General features: G+C 38.3%; 19 protein-coding genes. 16 read left to right on the forward strand and 3 right to left on the reverse strand.

Annotation, left to right across the window (positions count from 1 at the left end):
* Positions 1 to 88: 88 nt before the first annotated feature.
* From JZO70_RS21155 to JZO70_RS21200, 10 genes are all read left to right on the forward strand, one after another.
* Positions 89 to 1,045: a glycosyltransferase family 2 protein gene (locus JZO70_RS21155; RefSeq protein ID WP_207675687.1), complete on the forward strand. Its 957-nt coding sequence runs from the start codon at positions 89 to 91 to the stop codon at positions 1,043 to 1,045.
* Positions 1,046 to 1,136: 91 nt separating this feature from the next.
* Positions 1,137 to 2,600 (forward strand): endolytic transglycosylase MltG, encoded by a 1,464-nt coding sequence (mltG, locus tag JZO70_RS21160; RefSeq protein ID WP_242704067.1) that lies wholly within the window; start codon positions 1,137 to 1,139, stop codon positions 2,598 to 2,600.
* 104 nt (positions 2,601 to 2,704) lie between these two features.
* A complete protein-coding gene (gene greA / locus JZO70_RS21165; RefSeq protein ID WP_207675688.1) occupies positions 2,705 to 3,178 on the forward strand; it encodes a transcription elongation factor GreA in 474 nt (157 codons plus the stop codon).
* A 142-nt stretch (positions 3,179 to 3,320) separates the two neighbouring features.
* Complete coding sequence (gene liaF, locus JZO70_RS21170; protein WP_207675689.1) at positions 3,321 to 4,043, forward strand: cell wall-active antibiotics response protein LiaF; 723 nt, start codon at positions 3,321 to 3,323, stop codon at positions 4,041 to 4,043.
* The gene (locus tag JZO70_RS21175; protein ID WP_207675690.1) at positions 4,040 to 5,125 is read left to right on the forward strand and encodes a sensor histidine kinase; all 1,086 of its coding nucleotides are present in this window, start codon (positions 4,040 to 4,042) and stop codon (positions 5,123 to 5,125) included. Before liaF ends, JZO70_RS21175 begins: the two co-directional genes overlap by 4 nt.
* Complete coding sequence (locus JZO70_RS21180) at positions 5,100 to 5,732, forward strand: response regulator transcription factor (protein ID WP_207675691.1); 633 nt, start codon at positions 5,100 to 5,102, stop codon at positions 5,730 to 5,732. Before JZO70_RS21175 ends, JZO70_RS21180 begins: the two co-directional genes overlap by 26 nt.
* 103 nt (positions 5,733 to 5,835) lie before the next feature.
* On the forward strand, positions 5,836 to 6,501 hold the full coding sequence (locus JZO70_RS21185) for a potassium channel family protein (RefSeq protein WP_207675692.1): 666 nt from the start codon (positions 5,836 to 5,838) through the stop codon (positions 6,499 to 6,501).
* A gap of 11 nt (positions 6,502 to 6,512) precedes the next feature.
* A complete protein-coding gene (locus JZO70_RS21190; RefSeq protein WP_207675693.1) occupies positions 6,513 to 6,806 on the forward strand; it encodes a HesB/YadR/YfhF family protein in 294 nt (97 codons plus the stop codon).
* Between the two features lie 11 nt (positions 6,807 to 6,817).
* The gene (locus tag JZO70_RS21195) at positions 6,818 to 7,747 is read left to right on the forward strand and encodes a glycosyltransferase family 2 protein (protein WP_207675694.1); all 930 of its coding nucleotides are present in this window, start codon (positions 6,818 to 6,820) and stop codon (positions 7,745 to 7,747) included.
* An 11-nt stretch (positions 7,748 to 7,758) separates the two neighbouring features.
* The gene (locus JZO70_RS21200) at positions 7,759 to 9,300 is read left to right on the forward strand and encodes a glycosyltransferase family protein (RefSeq protein WP_207675695.1); all 1,542 of its coding nucleotides are present in this window, start codon (positions 7,759 to 7,761) and stop codon (positions 9,298 to 9,300) included.
* Between the two features lie 331 nt (positions 9,301 to 9,631).
* Here the strand turns inward: JZO70_RS21200 and JZO70_RS21205 are convergent, their stop codons facing one another.
* Together JZO70_RS21205 and JZO70_RS21210 are read right to left on the reverse strand one after the other, a co-directional pair.
* Entirely contained in the window at positions 9,632 to 10,579 is a 948-nt protein-coding gene (locus JZO70_RS21205; protein WP_207675696.1) for a phosphoglycerate dehydrogenase, read from the reverse strand.
* A gap of 67 nt (positions 10,580 to 10,646) precedes the next feature.
* Complete coding sequence (locus tag JZO70_RS21210; protein ID WP_207675697.1) at positions 10,647 to 11,462, reverse strand: DUF1189 domain-containing protein; 816 nt, start codon at positions 11,460 to 11,462, stop codon at positions 10,647 to 10,649.
* 153 nt (positions 11,463 to 11,615) lie between these two features.
* On the opposite strand from JZO70_RS21210, the gene JZO70_RS21215 reads away from it, so the two are divergent.
* The 4 genes from JZO70_RS21215 (at position 11,616) to JZO70_RS22500 (ending at position 14,941) form a co-directional block, all read left to right on the forward strand.
* Complete coding sequence (locus JZO70_RS21215) at positions 11,616 to 12,083, forward strand: GtrA family protein (protein ID WP_207675698.1); 468 nt, start codon at positions 11,616 to 11,618, stop codon at positions 12,081 to 12,083.
* 73 nt (positions 12,084 to 12,156) lie between these two features.
* On the forward strand, positions 12,157 to 12,765 hold the full coding sequence (locus JZO70_RS21220) for a superoxide dismutase (RefSeq protein WP_207675699.1): 609 nt from the start codon (positions 12,157 to 12,159) through the stop codon (positions 12,763 to 12,765).
* A 176-nt stretch (positions 12,766 to 12,941) separates the two neighbouring features.
* On the forward strand, positions 12,942 to 14,165 hold the full coding sequence (locus tag JZO70_RS21225) for an LCP family glycopolymer transferase (RefSeq protein ID WP_207675700.1): 1,224 nt from the start codon (positions 12,942 to 12,944) through the stop codon (positions 14,163 to 14,165).
* Between the two features lie 185 nt (positions 14,166 to 14,350).
* Positions 14,351 to 14,941 (forward strand): hypothetical protein, encoded by a 591-nt coding sequence (locus JZO70_RS22500; protein WP_242704068.1) that lies wholly within the window; start codon positions 14,351 to 14,353, stop codon positions 14,939 to 14,941.
* A 71-nt stretch (positions 14,942 to 15,012) separates the two neighbouring features.
* On the opposite strand, the gene rlmD is transcribed toward JZO70_RS22500, so the two are convergent.
* Positions 15,013 to 16,386, reverse strand: a complete 1,374-nt coding sequence (gene rlmD, locus JZO70_RS21240; protein ID WP_207675701.1) for a 23S rRNA (uracil(1939)-C(5))-methyltransferase RlmD — start codon at positions 16,384 to 16,386, stop codon at positions 15,013 to 15,015.
* Positions 16,387 to 16,477: 91 nt separating this feature from the next.
* Between rlmD and recX the strand changes: the two genes are divergently transcribed.
* Positions 16,478 to 17,278 (forward strand): recombination regulator RecX, encoded by an 801-nt coding sequence (recX, locus tag JZO70_RS21245; RefSeq protein WP_207675702.1) that lies wholly within the window; start codon positions 16,478 to 16,480, stop codon positions 17,276 to 17,278.
* On the forward strand, positions 17,271 to 18,422 hold the full coding sequence (gene mutY / locus JZO70_RS21250) for an A/G-specific adenine glycosylase (RefSeq protein WP_207675703.1): 1,152 nt from the start codon (positions 17,271 to 17,273) through the stop codon (positions 18,420 to 18,422). Before recX ends, mutY begins: the two co-directional genes overlap by 8 nt.
* Positions 18,423 to 18,454: the final 32 nt, after the last annotated feature.

An 18,454-nucleotide genomic window follows, 5' to 3' on the forward strand; every position in this document is an offset into this window, starting at 1 on the left:
TTCCCCTCTACCCTATTTTTATATGGATATTTTTTGTTCTTTCCTGTATTCTAGATAGAGCGTAATGTGAGTTAAAGGAGATAACAAAATGACTGAAAAAATAGCAATTCTAATTCCTTGCTACAACGAAGGATTGACCATAAAAAAGGTAATCAACGACTTCCAAAAAGAACTCCCGGAAGCGGATATTTATGTGTATGACAATAATTCTACTGACAATACTTATGAAATAGCCTTGGATGAAGGAGTAATTGTTCGCAAGGAACCGCGTCAAGGGAAAGGCAATGTTATTCGTCAAATGTTTTTTGATATTGACGCCGACTATTATTTGATGGTGGATGGTGATGATACTTACCCAGCCGAATTTGCCCATGATATGTTAAAGGCCTTAAGAGAGAATCGAGCAGATATGGTAATTGGTGATCGGTTGTCTAATGGTACTTATTTTGAAGAAAATAAACGAGCTTTCCATGATTTTGGGAATAATTTGGTGAAAAATACGATTAACCGTCTTTATAATGCAAACATTAAAGACGTAATGACGGGTTATCGGGGATTTAACAAGTTGTTTGTGAAGAGTTTTCCGGTAATGAGCTCTGGATTTCAGATTGAAACCGAGTTTACTATTCATGCTTTGGACAAGCGCTTTAAATTAGTTGAGATTCCGGTGGATTATCGCGATCGTCCGGAAGGCAGCGAATCGAAGCTAGACACTGTTTCTGATGGGATTAAAGTGTTGTTAACTATTGTTAAGATGTGTAAAGACTACAAACCAATGCTGTTCTTCTCGATTTTTACGGTGTTTTTCTTTTTATTGGGATTAATTACGGGTATTCCAGTGATTACTGAGTTTGTTCGGACTGGATTTATTACGAAGCTGCCATCGTCGGTCTTAGCAACTGGTCTGATGACATTGGCTTTATTGTTACTTATTACGGGCTTAATCTTAGATACAGTAGTAACCAATGCTAAGAAAGACTATGAATTGAACCTTTACCATGTTTATAATGAGATTTCCGACAAGAAGGATACTACAAAAGTGTAAAAATTATTACGAAACATCGAATACCGTTTCACTCTCCTTTACTTTCATGTATAATATACAAAGTTATGACATGAAGTAAGGGGGAGTTGTTTTGTCTGACGTGCAGAACACACACTCAGAAGAAGGTTCTTTTAAAGAACAGATTATGCGTGCGTTAGAAGAAAATCGGCAAAAGCGTGAGACTGAACAGGATGACGGATCAATTCAAAAGGCCGAACGTCCTTATGCTCCAAAACAAGACCCGATTATTAAGGAAAAGATAAAGCCAACCGCTAAGAAGGTGAGTGTACCTCAATCGAAAAAAATTGAGGAGGCAGCACAGACCACAGCGATTGCATTGACTGAGGAATCGGAAGTAGATGAACCGACTATTTTTGAAAAACTTAGTGAGAAAATAGAAGAGATTCGTCAGATCGATTACGATGAATATGAAGAAAAGTTAAGTGAGGAGAGCAATTTGAAGCGAGCAGAACGTAGAAAAGAGGATCGAGTCGTTCGAAAGATCGTCTATGTTTTGACTGTTGCGATATTGATTATTGCTGGAATTTCAGCTATTTCAGGGTATAATTATGTCAGTGCAGGACTAAAACCTTTAGATACAAATGATGAAAAACTGGTTCAAGTAGAGATACCTAGTGGTTCATCTAATCGTCAGATTGGCGAAATTTTAGAAAGTGACGATATTATCCGTGATGGATTAGTTTTTAATTTCTATACGAAGTTTAAAAACCTAACCAATTTTCAGGCGGGTTATTATCAGTTTTCTCCTAATATGACTTTAGATCAGATTGGAAAAGAGTTGCAGCAAGGCGGCAGTGCAGTACCGTTAGATGACGCATCTAAACTGACGATTCCTGAAGGCTATGATGTGGATCAAATTGGTACATTAATAGCTAAGAAAACTGAGTTCAGCAAGGAAGATTTCCTTAACTTAGTGAATGATGAAACGTTCTTTAATCAGCTGAAGGAACAGTATCCAGATTTATTGACGGATGCAGGGAATGCTGAAGGTGTGAGATATCGCTTAGAAGGCTATTTATTCCCAGCAACATATAATGTACTGAAGAGTAATAGTTTGGAAGAACTGGTTACTCAGATGGTGGATGCCACGAGTCAAGTAATGGCGCCTTATTATAGTACGATCAGAGAAAAGGGAATGACGGTTCAAGAAGTCATGACCCTAGCTTCGTTGGTTGAAAAAGAAGGGGTAACTACTGACGATCGTAAGAAAATAGCCCAAGTCTTCTTCAATCGGATTGAAGCGGAAATGCCATTGCAATCAGATATTTCAATTTTGTACGCGTTAGGTGAGCACAAAGAGTTAGTTACTTATAAGGATACAGAGATCGATTCTCCGTATAACTTGTACATTAATACCGGCTATGGGCCAGGGCCGTTTGACAGCCCGAGCCAGGATGCTATAATGGCGGTATTGGAACCAACGGCTAACGATTTTTATTACTTTGTAGCGGACGTTTCTACTGGTGAAGTCTTTTATGCGAAGACTTACGATGAGCATATGGAGTTAGTTGAAAAATATGTAAATAATAATTAGTTTTACTAATTTACAAATACTGAATTACGTGGTAATCTTTTGTGGATCAACTCTACAAAGGATTACCTTTCGTAATTTATTAGAATGAAGGAGCAAATAGAATTATGGTAGAAAAAGTTTATCCAATGACACATGAAGGAAAAGAAAAATTAGAACAAGAGTTAGAGGAATTGAAAACGGTAAAACGCGGGGAAATTATTGAGCGGATCAAAATAGCTCGTAGTTTTGGGGACCTGTCGGAAAACTCTGAGTACGAATCAGCTAAAGATGAACAAGCTTTTGTTGAAGGTCGGATTAGTACGCTAGAAAACATGATCCGTTTTGCTGAAATCATTGATAATGATAATGTTAATTCCGGTGAGATTTCAATCGGAAAAACCTTTACTTTTGTTGAACAGCCAAATGGTGATGAAGAAGAGTATACAATTGTAGGTAAGGCAGAGGCCGATCCATTCTCTGGCAAAATCTCTAACGATTCTCCAATCGCACAAGCGGTTATCGGGAAAAAAGTTGGCGATGTGGTTGCTATTGCAACGCCAGGTGGCGATATGCAAGTGAAAATTACTAAGGTGGATTAATTTTTGGTTATTACCAGGATTAAGATATTAAGCTTCACGAACTAATCTTCGTGAAGCTTTTCTTATGTCCTACTAAAGTCCGATAGTATTCAAAATGAAAAACAAGTAGAATAAGGTATAAACAATTCAGGGGGAGAATGTTGTGAGAAGTCCTTGGCGTTTTTTTATCATTATTGAACTATTGCTCGCAGTTTTTCTGCTGTGGCAAGTTTCATCCAATCCGCCGGTATTAATTATGGTGGTATTTGGGATTTTAAATATTTATTGGGGATTACGAAAAAATCGCCGACGGAAATTTCAGTTGATTTTAGGTTCATTGATTTTAGTAATTTGCTTAGTGAACAGCCCAGCCACTTGGCTAATGCTGATTTTCGCTATTTTATTCCTTGGCTTAAAAGGAGTAGAAATTGCTGGAGTATCTTTCCCTAGTTATTCTTTAAGGAATAAAAAGCAAATGATCATCGTTGAGGCAGAAAATCCAACGGAGCATCAGGGTGAGAGAAAGAAACAATCCTGGTTTGGTAATGAGCGAATTGGCAATCAAGTTTTTGAGTGGGACGATATCAATGTGGATCTGATTGCTGGAGACACGATTGTTGATTTGGGGAATACGTTGCTGCCCAAAGAGGATAGTGTTGTAATTATCCGTAAGGTTTTTGGCAGAACGAGAGTTTTGGTTCCTTATGGTGTCGGAATACTCTTTGAGCATGCGACGTTTTATGGGAAAGTGCGTTTTGAAGAAGAGGAGATTGCTCTCAAAAACGAATCATTAAAGATGTACAGTGAAGACTATGATGATAGTCCTAGACGTTTAAAGCTAATCACGAATTCTTTACTGGGTGACGTTGAGGTGATTCGCGTATGATTGGTAAATTTTCTCGCGTTCACTTGTCGCTTTATTCGGGCTTAACGACTTTCTTGCTACTGATTTCTACTATTTATATGTACATGTATGCGATTGGGAAGAAAAATTTGATTGGTCAGCTGATTGCTGCTAAAATTTTCTATATCCCTTTGATTATTCATCTGTTAATGATTGCGCTGACTGTAGGTATTGTAGTCTATCTATTAATTGCCTTTCTTCAGAAGCAGCAATTTGATAAAATTGAAGAAAAATTGCAGCGTCTTTCTTCTGGTGACTACGATCATCCTAGTTTGGATGCGGGAATGTCACAGACAAGAAATTTGCTGTTAATTAATGATGACATTAAAAAAATCCAGCAGAAGCTGGTAAGCATGTCTAGGGAGCTTCAGCAGTTAAGCAGCCAGCCTCAACTGGTTGATGGAACAACCAAGGAAAAGATTTTAGAAGAAGAGCGGCATCGCTTGGCTAGGGAATTGCATGATTCGGTCTCTCAGCAGCTCTTTGCGGCAATGATGATGATGTCTGCCCTTAATGAGCAATCGCAGCACTCAGAAGAACTGGAGCCGTATAAGAAGCAATTGGCAATGGTAGCGGATATTATTAATGCTGCTCAATCTGAGATGCGTGCGTTGCTGCTTCATTTGCGACCAGTTAGTCTGGAAGGGAAAAGCTTGCGGCAAGGGATTGAACAATTATTGAAGGAATTGCAAACCAAGATTCAAATTCGCTTGAAATGGGATGTGGAAGATATTCAAGTATCCTCTTCTATTGAGGATCAGTTGTTTCGCGTGGTCCAGGAGTTGCTTTCAAATACGTTGCGTCATGCGAAAGCGACTGAGCTTGAGGTTTATTTGAAAATTATTGGTCAGAGTATCAGCTTACGAGTCATTGATGATGGTGTTGGTTTTGAGGCCAATGATGAGCACGCTGGCAGTTATGGATTAAGAAATATTCGCGAAAGAATTGCAGGTATAGGCGGCACGACTAAAATAATTAGTTTTAAAGGACAGGGAACTAGTGTAGAAATTAAAGTTCCTTTAGTGAAGGAGGCAGAACATGATACGAGTGTTGTTGGTAGATGATCATGAAATGGTTCGGTTAGGTGTATCTTCTTATCTATCGATTCAAAGTGATATCGAAGTAGTTGGGGAAGCAGAAAATGGTGAAGAGGGTTACGACAAGGCCCTTGAATTGAGACCGGATGTCATTTTGATGGATTTGGTGATGGAAGTAATGGATGGCATTGAGTCCACGAAAAAAATTCTAGGCGATTGGCCGGAAGCGAAGATTTTAATTGTGACGAGCTTTATAGATGATGAGAAGGTTTATCCGGCAATTGAGGCAGGTGCTTCAGGATATTTGCTGAAGACATCGACAGCTCATGAAATTGCGGATGCAATCAGAGCTACTTATAAGGGCGAACGAGTACTAGAACCTGAAGTTACTACTAAGATGATGGAGCAGCTGTCAAATCGCAATCGTCATGTCTTGCATGAGGAATTGACGAATAGAGAACAAGAAATCTTAATGCTGATCGCTCAAGGAATGAGCAACCAAGAAATTGCTGATGAACTTTTTATTACATTAAAAACAGTCAAAACACATGTATCAAATATTTTAGCCAAGTTGGAAGTAGAAGACCGAACCCAAGCGGCTATTTATGCCTTCAAACACGGATTAATAAAATAGAGGAATTCCTCTGTTTTATTAATCCGCTCTTTGTTATACTGGGAAAAGCAGATATTAGTTCAACTATTGAATCTAGAAATTTTAAAGCTTAAGGAGATAGCGCATGAAGCAAAGTTTTGTAATTGTCGGCCTTGGTCGTTTTGGTGGTAGTATTTGTCGAACTTTAGTAGAATCAGGACAAGAGGTATTGGCAATTGACAGCAATGAAGATCGCGTAAATGAGTATATGAACATTGCGACTCATGCCGTGGTTGCTAACGCTCAAGATGAGATGACGCTACGTTCGTTAGGCATTCGTAATTTTGACCACGTGATCGTGGCAATTGGTGAAGATATTCAGGCGAGTATTCTAGTAACGCTTATGTGTAAAGAGATGGGCGTACCGAATATTCTGGCAAAAGCTCAAAACGAATACCATGCAAGAGTGTTAGAGAAAATCGGCGCGGACCGGGTAGTCCATCCGGAACGAGATATGGGCTATCGTATCGCTCATAATTTAGTCTCTAAAAACATTTTGGATTATTTAGAGCTTTCGGCAGAATATTCTCTGGCTGAAGTCGTAGTGACGAATAAGAAGTTTTATGGGAAGACGCTGCAAGAGCTAGACTTCCGCCAAAAATTTGGCTTGAATGTTGTTGCTATTCGCCGAAACAATGATGAGCCAATTGTTTCTCCGCCAGCTGAAGAAATCGTTCAGCAAAATGATCACTTAGTCGTGATTGGCCTAAACGAAGACGTAGATTATCTTGATGAGAAAATGAATGGATAGGAGTCTTACTAATGAAATTAACAGTCACACCTGCTGCACAAAAATGGTTTAAAGAAGAAATTGTCGTTAATGAAGGTCAAGGAATAAAATTTTATGGTAAAGTTTATGGGAAAACTCAGGTACATGATGGGTTTTCTGTAGGGATGTCAGTGGATACGCCAGAAAAACCATTGATTACTGAAAATGTTGGTGATATGCTTTTCTTTGTTGAAGAAGCAGACGAATGGTTTTTTAAAAGATATGATTTGGTCGTGGATTATGATGATAATCTGGACGAGCCAAAATACGAATTTAGTGAAGCCTAGAGGTGAATAGAATGTTGTCAATTATTGTTCCTTGCTTTAATGAAGAGGAAGCGATTCCTCTTTTTTTTGCGGAGATGGAAAAGATTCAGCCGCTTACTGGAAAAACTTTTGAATATATTTTTGTTGATGATGGTTCAAAGGATGGGACATTGAAAGCTATCAAGCAGTTACCTTCTAGTGAAGGATCTAAAGTACGCTTTATTTCGTTTTCACGTAACTTTGGTAAAGAGGCCGCCTTGTATGCAGGTCTACAAGCATCCACGGGAGATTTAGTTACGGTGATGGATGTTGATTTGCAGGATCCGCCGGAATTATTACCGCAAATGGTTCAAATGATCGAGAACTCAGACATCGATTGTGTTGGTACTAGACGTGCAGACCGTGCAGGTGAACCACCTATTCGCAGTTTTTTTGCGAAAATGTTTTATCATTTAATCAACAAAATCAGCGATACCTATATGGTGGATGGAGCTAGGGATTTTCGACTAATGACAAGACAAATGGTCGATTCAGTGTTAGAAGTTACAGAGTATAATCGTTTTTCTAAAGGGATTTTTAGCTGGGTTGGATACAAGACTAAATACATTTCTTTCGAGAACAGAGAACGCTCTGCAGGAGAAACATCATGGTCATTTTGGAAATTGTTCAATTACTCAATTGATGGAATTATCAATTTTTCGGATGCGCCTCTTAATATTGCTTCTTTTATAGGTGCATTATCTTGTGTAGGGTCTGGTATTGCTTTGATCTTTATCGTTTTTCGTGCTTTGATATTCGGTGATCCGACTTCCGGCTGGCCTTCTATAGTATCTATCTTACTGTTTATTGGTGGATTGCAGTTATTGTCTTTAGGGATTATTGGAAAGTATATAGGAAAAATATTTTTGGAGACGAAGAAAAGGCCAATTTACATCGCCAAAGAAAAAAGTTCTAAAGATTAAGGAGTTCTTAAATGTTAAAAAATGTTATTGAAAAAAGTGTTATATTGTTGTTTTGTTTTTCTATGATCATTACTCTTTTTGGAAGCTTCAGAAGTTCGATTCTTTTTAGTCCTGATATGAAGGCAGGCCCTCTTTTGGTTCTATTATTCGTGTTTTTTTTAGTAAGCTGCGTAATGGTTTACAAGGGATTTCGTTACAGACTTAATAATGCTTTCCTCTATTTAAAAGACCGATTCTGGGCGAATCGTAGAATCATAACTCTGTTATTATCTATCCTTGTTTTTATCGCTCAGCTAATTGTAATTAAAACTGTTTCAGCGCCTATAAGTTGGGATGTTGGTTCAATATATGGTGGTGTACAGGCCATGCCAGATAGTGAATACATTAGTAATTACTTGTCCATCAATCCCAATAATTCCTTCTTTTTTTTCATTATGTATCTTTGTAATAAGATAATGAATTTTTTAGTATCTGGTAATATTGGTTGGGTACATTGGCAACTCTTCAATGCTCTTGTCTTAGATATTAGTTTTGTTGTCTTATCAAAAGCAGCAAGTAATCTTTTTTCAGTGAAAATTGGATATACTGTTTTTTATTTTTCGCTTTTTTCACTTAGTTTATCACCATGGATATTAGTACCTTATACGGATACATTTTCATTTGGGTTAATCTCTTCAATTTTTTTAATTTATAGTATTTACCGTTGCTCAATAAAAAAATCTGCCAAGGTAGTCTTAAGAATACTATTAAGTGTTCTAATAGGTCTCGCTTTTCTTTTAAAACCGTCCTCAATTATTTTTTTTATTGCGTGGACTTTATTTAAAGCAGTTGAGTTAATTTATGAGGAAAAAAAGAGTGTTCAGGTGCACAAATTATTTGTTTTTATTCAATCTATTATCCTTTTTTTATCTGCAATAATTTTTTTTAATCTTTTTTTGAATCATCAAAAGTTAGTTAGCATTGATGATGAACAAGCAAAACCGTCCATTCATTTTATAATGATGGGTATGAAGAACGATGGAGGATACAATCAGGAAGACGTGGATACTGTCAATGCTATCAACGGGAAAGAGAACAAAAAGGCGTATATTAGTAAAGAAATACGAATGCGACTTAAAGATTTTGGTTTTTTGGGGTATATGAAATTTTTGATGAAAAAACACTTCAATAATACAAGTAATGGTGATTTTGGTTGGGGAAGAGATGGCAGACCTCAGGTTCCAGGTGAGGTGGCAACTTCCAAGTTTCAATCAATCTTGAGGGATTGGTACTATCAACAAGGTAATCGTGTAAATAATATTCGTTTTTTTATGCACATCATTTGGTTAGGTGTATTATCTAGCTCTTTGTTTACAGTATTCATAAAAACGAGTGACAAGAAAATGTCACAGTTAATTTATATCATGATGTTGTCTGTTATCGGAATATTTTTATATTTGTTGATTTTTGAAGGTGGCAGGTCTAGGTACTTAATACAGTACCTTCCGATATTTTTTATGTTAGCTGGAATTGGGGCGCAAACATTAATCCAAAGATTGAGTGCCAAAAAGTAAAGTTGGAAGAATTTTGGTTTGGAGAACTAATGTCAACTAATTTAAATCAATTTAGCATAGTGTAAAAAAATGATAAAATATTGACTTTGCTATAAAAAAAGGTTATGAAATTAGCCGCATCTGAAAGCAAGAAATTAGGAGAGAAAATTCTTCAAAAATCAGCCACAGCTTTTCTGGCTCTTCATCAATTAGAGTTGGTGGAATTGCAAAAGTAACTAGGCACTATCATAGCAGTACTTACCACAGCAATAGTGCCTAGTTATTTTTGTTTTATATCAGTTTTCTTGCACCTTGTTTGTATTTTTGTTTATTATCTGTAGTGTATCCCCAGCTAATACCCGCGCTTCAACCTAACTTGATTCTCAACCAACTCTCCATCTTCCACATAATTCTTCAAATTCTTCAAAAAGATATTCATAAACTTCAGCTGAAAATCAACGGTCATTCCTGAAATGTGGGGAGTGATCAATAGGTTTTCTAAATCCCACAATTGACTATCAACCGGTAATGGTTCTTCTTCAAAAACATCTAATGCAGCGAAAGCCAATTGCTGATCCTTTAGTGCAGTTGCTAATTCTTTTGTATGAACGGTATCACCGCGTCCGACATTTACAAACATAGCTGAAGCTTTCATATGATTGAAAATATCACTGTTAAAAATATGATAAGTAGCTTCAGTTCCAGGTAAAATCCCTACCACAATATCCATACCTTCCACAATTTTTGAAAGATTTTTAATCGAATAGGTTTCGATAAAACCATCTACAGGTCGACCTGTAGTATTTATTCCATAAACGTTGACACCAAGGCTTTCCAAGGAAGCAGATAGCTGTTTACCGATATGGCCAGTGCCAACGACCAGCAAATTTTTGCCTGAAAGCTGATCATAATGAATACCAGCTTGATCCCATTTTTTAGCCATTTGGTTTTTGGTGGACTGATTCAGTCCGCGATAATAGGCTAGCAATGTTCCGATGATGTGTTCGCTAATTGACACGGCGTGGATACCGCTACCATTGGACAATAAAATATCGTGTTTCTCAAACTCGGACAAAGGCAGATAATCGACTCCAGCTGACACCGCTTGCACCCATTTTAAGTTGGAATGATTCAACAGAGCCAGTTCTTTTTCCTTTTTCCAGCCGACTGTGATTTCGACATTTGCTAATTCTTCATCAGATAATTCAGTGTTTACTTGGTAGTCTGGTGCAATTTCTTTGATTTTTGCTATAAACTCTTCGCGAAATGGTCGTTGTAAATAAATAATTGGTTTTTGCATATTGTTCACCTCAATTTCTATTTTAACAAATCTTCAACAAAAAAACTGCTTACAGAGTCGCAAGCAGTTAAGCGTTCGGTAATTTCATTTGCGGATAGTGATTACTTACTTGGAAAAAGATAAAGACGCTGAGACTAGTAATCAATATGCTGTAATCGAAAGTAGCATCAAATAGCATAATGACCATCGACAAAATAGTTGGAATCGTTGCGCAAAAGATAATTGTCTTAAAAGTTTCAAAAAAAGTGACTTGGCGCAGACGAAGCTTCGCAAACAGGTGTCCTGCGATGGCCGTAAACAGCAAAGTAACAATTAAACTAATAATCGTCGGATAAAGTGCTGCCAGCAACATAACAACCGGCGCCCACATTGGCAACTGCAGATCTTCTAATTCTGCACGTAAGGTTTTACCGTTCAGATCATTAAAAGGCTCGTTGTCATAAGAAAAGCGCAAAACATTGTCTCCGAAAAGCGATGTGCTGACACCACCCATGTCAGGCAGTACCAAAACAGCTTCATTCTTCAATAAACCAACGCTAAAATAGTTTCCGACTAAATCATTGGCTACATCTTTCTCTGTTCGTTTGCCTTCAGGGTCGAAAGTTAAAATAATCGAATTTGTTTGGTAGATAAAGCCTTCTGCTGTTCCAGCTGTTTTTATCTCACCGTCTTCAATTTGAAAATCTGGAACCTTTTGCGCAATTTTTGTACTATCTGATTTTATTTCCTCAAGTACCTGCATCCCTTCGTAAACTATAGGAAGGGCTAAAAACACGCTCAAAACAATCAAGTAAATAATTGCTTTCCAGAAAGGAATAGTTTTTGCATCTTTTAAAGTAGAAAAGCGAAAGGTCGCTCCTTTAATTAATTGACTAAATGTCATATGATCGCTCCAATCTATCAATCATTGTAGCGAAGTACTCAGTCAATAACAAGCCAATGGGAAAAAAAGATAAAAGAATTTATGGTGTGAATTGACTATAGGTGGGGACTGCTGTAAGGTACATAGTGGAATTATGAGAAGGGTGAAAAGTGAATGGACTACTATCGAAAATTTGAAAGCTATCTGAAAGAGAAAAAGCTTTGGGAAATATTTATTTACTTGTTTTTTGGTGGATTGGCAACAGTTGTTAATATTGTAAGCTTCACTATTGCTTACCAGTTGTTCGACTTAAGCTGGCCGATATCCAACACAATCTCGTGGATTTGCTCGGTTTTATTTGCCTTTGTAACAAATAAGCTATGGGTATTCCAGTCAAAAACTGAAACTTTCGGAGCCTTGGCTTGGGAATTCAGCAAGTTTCTATTTGCTAGAATTATTTCCTTTGGTATGGATATGGCTTGCATGTATATTTTTATCGACCTTTTAAGTACTGGAAATTTAGTGGCGAAAATAATCACGCAAATCGTAGTAGTGGTGGCCAATTATGTATTCAGCAAGGTGTTTATCTTCAAAAAAGTCGAAATTATTGAAGAAACTTCATCAAATACTAAAGAAAAGTAAGCATATACTTTGTAATAGGTTAGATAATTTGGTATGATTCTAATGTACCTATTTTCTAAGGAGGAAATAAAAAATGGCTTATACTTTACCTGAATTACCTTACGGATACGACGCGTTGGAACCTTACATTGATGAAGAAACGATGCATTTGCATCACGAAAAACATCACAACACTTACGTGACTAACTTGAATGCAGCGATTGAAAAATACCCTGAACTTGGTGAACAATCAATTGAAGAATTGATGATTAATTTAAATGAAGTACCTGATGATATCAAAACAGCCGTTCGCAACAATGGCGGCGGTCATGCTAACCACAGCTTCTTCTGGAAAATCATGGCACCAAATGCCGGTGGCAAACCAACTGGTGCAATCAAAGATGCGATTGATGAAGCATTCGGCGATTTTGAGAAATTGAAAGAAGAATTCAAAGCTGCAGCAACTGGTCGCTTTGGTTCTGGCTGGGCTTGGCTAGTTGTCAATAATGGCAAACTAGAAGTTATGTCTACAGCAAACCAAGATAATCCTCTTTCAGAAGGTAAAACACCTGTTTTAGGCTTGGATGTTTGGGAACATGCGTATTACTTAAAATACAGAAACGTTCGTCCCGACTACGTTGCCGCTTTCTGGGATGTTGTAAATTGGGATCAAGTAAACAAAAACTTTGAAGCAGCTAAATAATTTTTTAACTACCTGACACTCATTTTATTGAGTGTCTTTTTTAGTGCCCGCAAGAGAATTAGGTTATTAGAAACTTAAAATTTGTTTTAGAGATTGTCGCTACTTTTTGAAAAAGATTGAAAACTGCTCTTCTATGTGAGAAAATGAACTGTAAAAATCGTAAATAGAGGTGTGCCATGAGTCGTTGGAAAAAAGTCATTGTTGCAATATTACTCCTGATAAATTGCCTTGTAGGAGGCGCAACAATTTATGCTGTTCAGGTAACGAAGGATGCTAGTCAGATGGTCAGTAATATACGTCAGACTGTCAATAGAAACAGCTCTAGAGAAGATAAAGATACACCAAATATCGACAATACGGAACCGTTCTCGATTCTTTTGCTAGGAGTAGATACTGGGGATTTAGGCCGGGACGAACAGGGTCGTTCGGATAGTATGATGGTAGTAACAGTTAATCCAGAACAAAAAAAATCAACTATTGTTAGTCTTGGACGAGACACGATGACTGAAATCGTGGGTTACGATACGAATGACAAATTGAATCACGCGTATGCTTACGGCGGCGAAGGTATGTCTATGGATACGATTGAAAAACTGCTGGATATTCCAATCGATCATTATGTAACGATTAATATGCGAGGTCTGAAAGACTTGATTGATGCAGTAGGTGGCATCGAAGTAGATAATCAATATGACTTCGAGCTTGACGGTATCGAGCTTTCAAAAGGCAAACAAACCTTGAATGGTGAAACAGGTTTAGCTTATGCTCGTATGCGTTATGAAGATCCTGATGGAGACGTTGGACGACAAAAACGGCAACGTGAAGTAGTAACTAAAATCTTAAATAAGGCTATGTCTATCAATGGCGTCAGCAATTATCGGAAAATTTTAAAAGCTGTTGAAAAGAATATGAAGACCGATTTATCCTGGGATGATATGCTTGATATAGGTACGAATTATTTGCCAGCATTTAAAAATATTGATCAGCAGCAATTAGATGGTGAAAGCCAACTTATTGATGAAATTTACTATCAAATTCTTGGTACCAACGAATTACTGACTGTTCAAAATAGTTTGAAAAAACAATTAGATTTGCCAACGGCTGATACACTGCCGAATTTGGCAGACGCTAATGCTGCTAATCTGTTTTACAATGATTCAGACGGCACAGCTTTAGAAGATAGCAGCCAGTCTTCAACTGGATATGATGAGACAGGAGTCTATGATCAGCAAGGAACCTACGATCAAGGAACGGGGTATGATTATGGAGCTGGCAACACTGGCGACACAACGGGACAAGAGCAGTATGTTGATCCCAATCAGCAACAATACGATCCAAACTACAACCAACAAGCGCCGGCAGATGATTACTTGCAGCCAGCGACGGGTTATGGATACTAAGTAATTAATATACAGCAGCGTATTTCGATTCCTTAGATAGAAATACGCTGTTTTTTAACATATGAAAGAAAGCGTTTTTTAAGGTGGTGACTGTAAGTAACTTTTAAGATTTCGCAAAATCATCTTTACAAAAAGGTATCTTTTGTTACAATTAGATTACGATAGATAGAAATGAGGACGAGCTTATGAAAAAAATTATTGGTTTAGGATTAGTCTTAGGTTGTTCATTAGTATTTGCTGGATGTAATAACGGTGGGGAAACAAGTTCTTCTGACAGCAGTACAGCTCCAGCAACTTCAGAAACGAAAAAATCAGAGTCAAAGGATTCAGATAAAGCTACGACAGATACTTCTAAAACGGCTAAGAGTGAAGGAACAGCTGAATCCACAGATGCAGCAGCGCAGGGAGTTGGCGCAGTATTAACAACACCTTGGGGCGAGCAAGTAAAAGTGCTTAGAATTTTACCAAATGGCGAACGGGTAATTAGCGAAGAGACTTCACAGGCAGACATCAACAACGACGGTGTATTGACATTTGAAGAGCTGTCGCAAACCGAAAATGATATGGATGCTCAAAACGCGCAAACCCAAAATCAAGTTGGCAAAACGTTGATCACGCCTTGGGGTGAAGTGGTAGAGGTTATAAGAATTTTACCAAATGGCGAACGAGTAATCAGTGAGGAAACTTCACAAGCAGATATAAACAATGATGGCGTATTAACCTATGAAGAACTAAGTCAAACGGAAAACGAGATGGATGCTCAGAATGCACAATAGTAACTAGAAAAGTAAAAGATGGCCTGTTGTTAAAGAAGACAGGCCATCTTTTTTGTATAGGATATCGTTTTTTATTTCTTCGTCATCTTGACAACTACTTCACAACGAGCGGTTTGTGGAAACATGTCAACCGACTGTAAATATTCCACGTTGTAAATTTTCGACAACGGCTTGAGATCTCGCGCCAAAGTTGAAACATTACAAGAAATATAAACTAGCTGCTGACTTGGCTGTTTAACGATCGCTTGCAGCAGCTTGTCATCTAAGCCAGTCCGGGGCGGATCGACAACAATCGCATCCGGAGTGAACCCTTCTGCGAACCATTTAGGCAATAGTTCTTCAGCAGAACCAACTTCGTAATGTGTATTCGTCAGTCCCATTTGTTCAGCATTTTTCTTAGCATCATCAATCGCTTGCGGAATAACATCCATTCCACGTACCTCTTTTGCTTGTTTAGCTAATGATAAGCCGATGGTTCCTACTCCGCAATAAGCATCAACTACTGTTTTGTCCTGCTTCAGTGCTAAGGCATCTAGCGCTTCTTGATACAATACTTTGGTTTGCTTTGGATTCAATTGGAAAAAGGCCCGGGCTGAAAGTTCAAAAGATACTTCATTGATTTTTTCGTCAATCGTTTCTTTTCCCCATAGGTGGATTGTTTCGTCCCCCATAACAATCGACGTTTTTTTGTCTTGAATATTTTGCATAATCGAAACAACCTCGGGACAACGTTGGTTCAGTTCCCGAATAAAAGCATTTATTTGTGGCAGCTTTTTGGTTCTTGAAATCAGAACCAGCTGCACTTCACCGGTTTCGATTCCTACTCGCACCATCAATGTTCGCAGAATGCCTGAATTTTTCCGTTCATCATAAATCGGAATGGCATATTTAGTTAACAGCTGAGTAGCCGTGTTCATGACTTTCTGGGTGGCAGGCTCTTGCACCAGACAATCAACAATCGGAACTAGTTGGTGGGACTCACTTTGATAAAGACCAGCTTCTACCTTCTGTGTCTTAAGGTTTTCCCGCAGTTGGAATTGAGCTTTATTACGGTAGTGCCAAGGCTCTTCCATGCCGATAGTTTTGCGTAATTCATATTGCTGATAGCCAGCTGGCTGATATTTTTCTAGAGCTTGCTTCAGCAGATCTTTTTTGAAAACCAGTTGTTGTTTGTAAGCCAAGTGTTGTAATTGGCAGCCGCCGCATTGATCGTAAACCGGACAAGGCGGAATAACCCGATCAGGACTGGCTTCCTTAATCTGAATTAATTGAGCCTCAGCATAACGAGGTGTTGCTTTAGTAATTTTTACGATAACCGTTTCTTTAGGCAAGGTACCTTTTACAAAAATAATTAAACGTTTGTAGTAAGCGATCCCTTCACCATTAATTCCAAGTCGTTTGATTTTTAAAGTTAGAGATTGATTGAGTTTTAATTGAACAGCCATAATCTGCCCCTTTCTGGCTACATTTTAGCATAAATTTTCCAAAGAAGCAGTTTTCTATGATAGAATTAATGTTTGCAAAGGAGGTCTATCCATGATTACCGTTAGTAAAGTAAATAAAGGCCGCAATGCCTTTTATAAAGTGGAATTGTCCAACGGAGAAGTACTGCGTGTTTCTGAAGATACATTAATTAGTTATCGTTTATTAAAGGATCGCGAGATCACTGAAAAAGAAATCGAAGAAATAAAAAATGCTGGAAACGAAGATGCTGGTTTTCAGTTGGCGTTAAACTATCTTGGCTATCAAATGCGTACCGAAAAAGAAATCCATACCTATTTAAAGGATAAAGAGATTGATCTTACTGACCGCAAGAAGATTATTGAGCGGTTAAGAGAAATGAATTTGTTGGATGATGTCGCTTTCGGGGAAAGCTTCGTCCGGACGCAAATGCGACTAAGCGACAAGGGACCGCGCGTAGTGAAGCAAAAGCTCAAGGAAAAGGGATTAAATGACCAAGACATTGAGAAGAGTCTGGCTTTGTACGAAGAAGATGATCAATACGATGTGGCTCTGCAGACTGCTGAAAAAGCTATGCGAAAATACCATGACAAGAGTGTGCGGGAAATCCAGCAAAAATTACATCAAACCATGATGAGTAAAGGTTTTTCCACTGACATCATCAAACGGGTCATTGCAGAAATGGACTTTGACGAGATCCAAGAACAAGAAGAGGATGCTTTGGAAATTCAGGGCGATCGATTGTGGCGTTCGAATCAGCGTTTTGCAAAGGCCAAGCGTAAACAAAAAGTGAAGCAAAGCTTGTATCAAAAAGGCTTTAACCTGGATGCAATCGATGCTTTTATCACCAAAAAAGAGGAAGAGGACGATGAGTAGCAAACCTTGGGAACAATGGTCACCAGAAAAAGTGCAGCAGTTCCAAGAAGAGTTCTTAACCTGGTACCAAAAAGAAAAACGAAATTTGCCGTGGCGTTACAATCAAGATCCTTACCGGGTCTGGATTTCAGAAATCATGCTGCAGCAGACACGTGTGGATACGGTGATTGATTATTATTATCGTTTTATGGAGGCATTTCCCACAATTGCCGATTTAGCTGCTGCACCTGAAGATAAGCTGCTGAAAATTTGGGAGGGTCTGGGCTATTATTCGCGGGCTCGAAATTTACAAGCAGCTGCCCAACAAATTTTAGCTGAGTTCAATGGCAAGATGCCGGATACAATTGATGAAATTCGTTCGCTAAAAGGAATCGGGCCCTACACAGCTGGAGCGATTGGCAGCATCTCCTTCAAACTGCCTGAACCAGCAATCGACGGGAACGTGATGCGTGTAGTCAGCCGCCTGTTTTGTATTGAAGAAGACATAGCCAAAGCTAGCAGCCGCAAAGTTTTCGATGAAGCGATGCGGAAAATCATCAGTCACGACGAACCCGGAGATTTTAATCAGGCAATGATGGATTTAGGCTCTTCGATTTGTACGCCTACCTCACCAAACTGTGAAGAATGTCCGATTCAGTCATTTTGCCTCGCTTATAAAGAGCAGCGTCAAACTGATTTTCCGGTAAAAAGCAAAAAAATGAAACCGAAAGATGTTTACTATGTTGCTGGTATAATTGAAAATCAGCAGCAGGAATTCTTACTGCAGCAGCGCCCGGATTCTGGATTGCTGGCTAGTATGTGGCTGTTTCCTTTAGAAGAAGTCTCTCAAGCACGTTTCAGCGAATTGAAAAGCAGCTATACAGAAGATTTGACCCTATTCTCCAGTGAACTGGTGGCAGAAGACAGTCCGATCATTTTTCCTGATTACCCTGTGGTTTGGCAGAAAAAAATTCTGGGCGAGGTTACCCATGTTTTTAGTCACTTGCGGTGGCACATTTTAGTTTTTTATGGCCGGACAAATAAAAATTTAGAAGATAGCGCTACATGGGTGAAAAGAAGGGATTTTTCGGACTTTGTCTTCCCGAAACCGCAGCAAAAAATGCTGGGAGTCTGGGAAAATAATCAAGCAACTGACAATCATTAGTAGGCAAGCGCCTATTTTATGCTATAATAATT

The sequence above is a fragment of the Candidatus Enterococcus moelleringii genome (genome assembly GCF_017377575.1).
Taxonomy (GTDB): domain Bacteria; phylum Bacillota; class Bacilli; order Lactobacillales; family Enterococcaceae; genus Enterococcus_A; species Enterococcus_A moelleringii.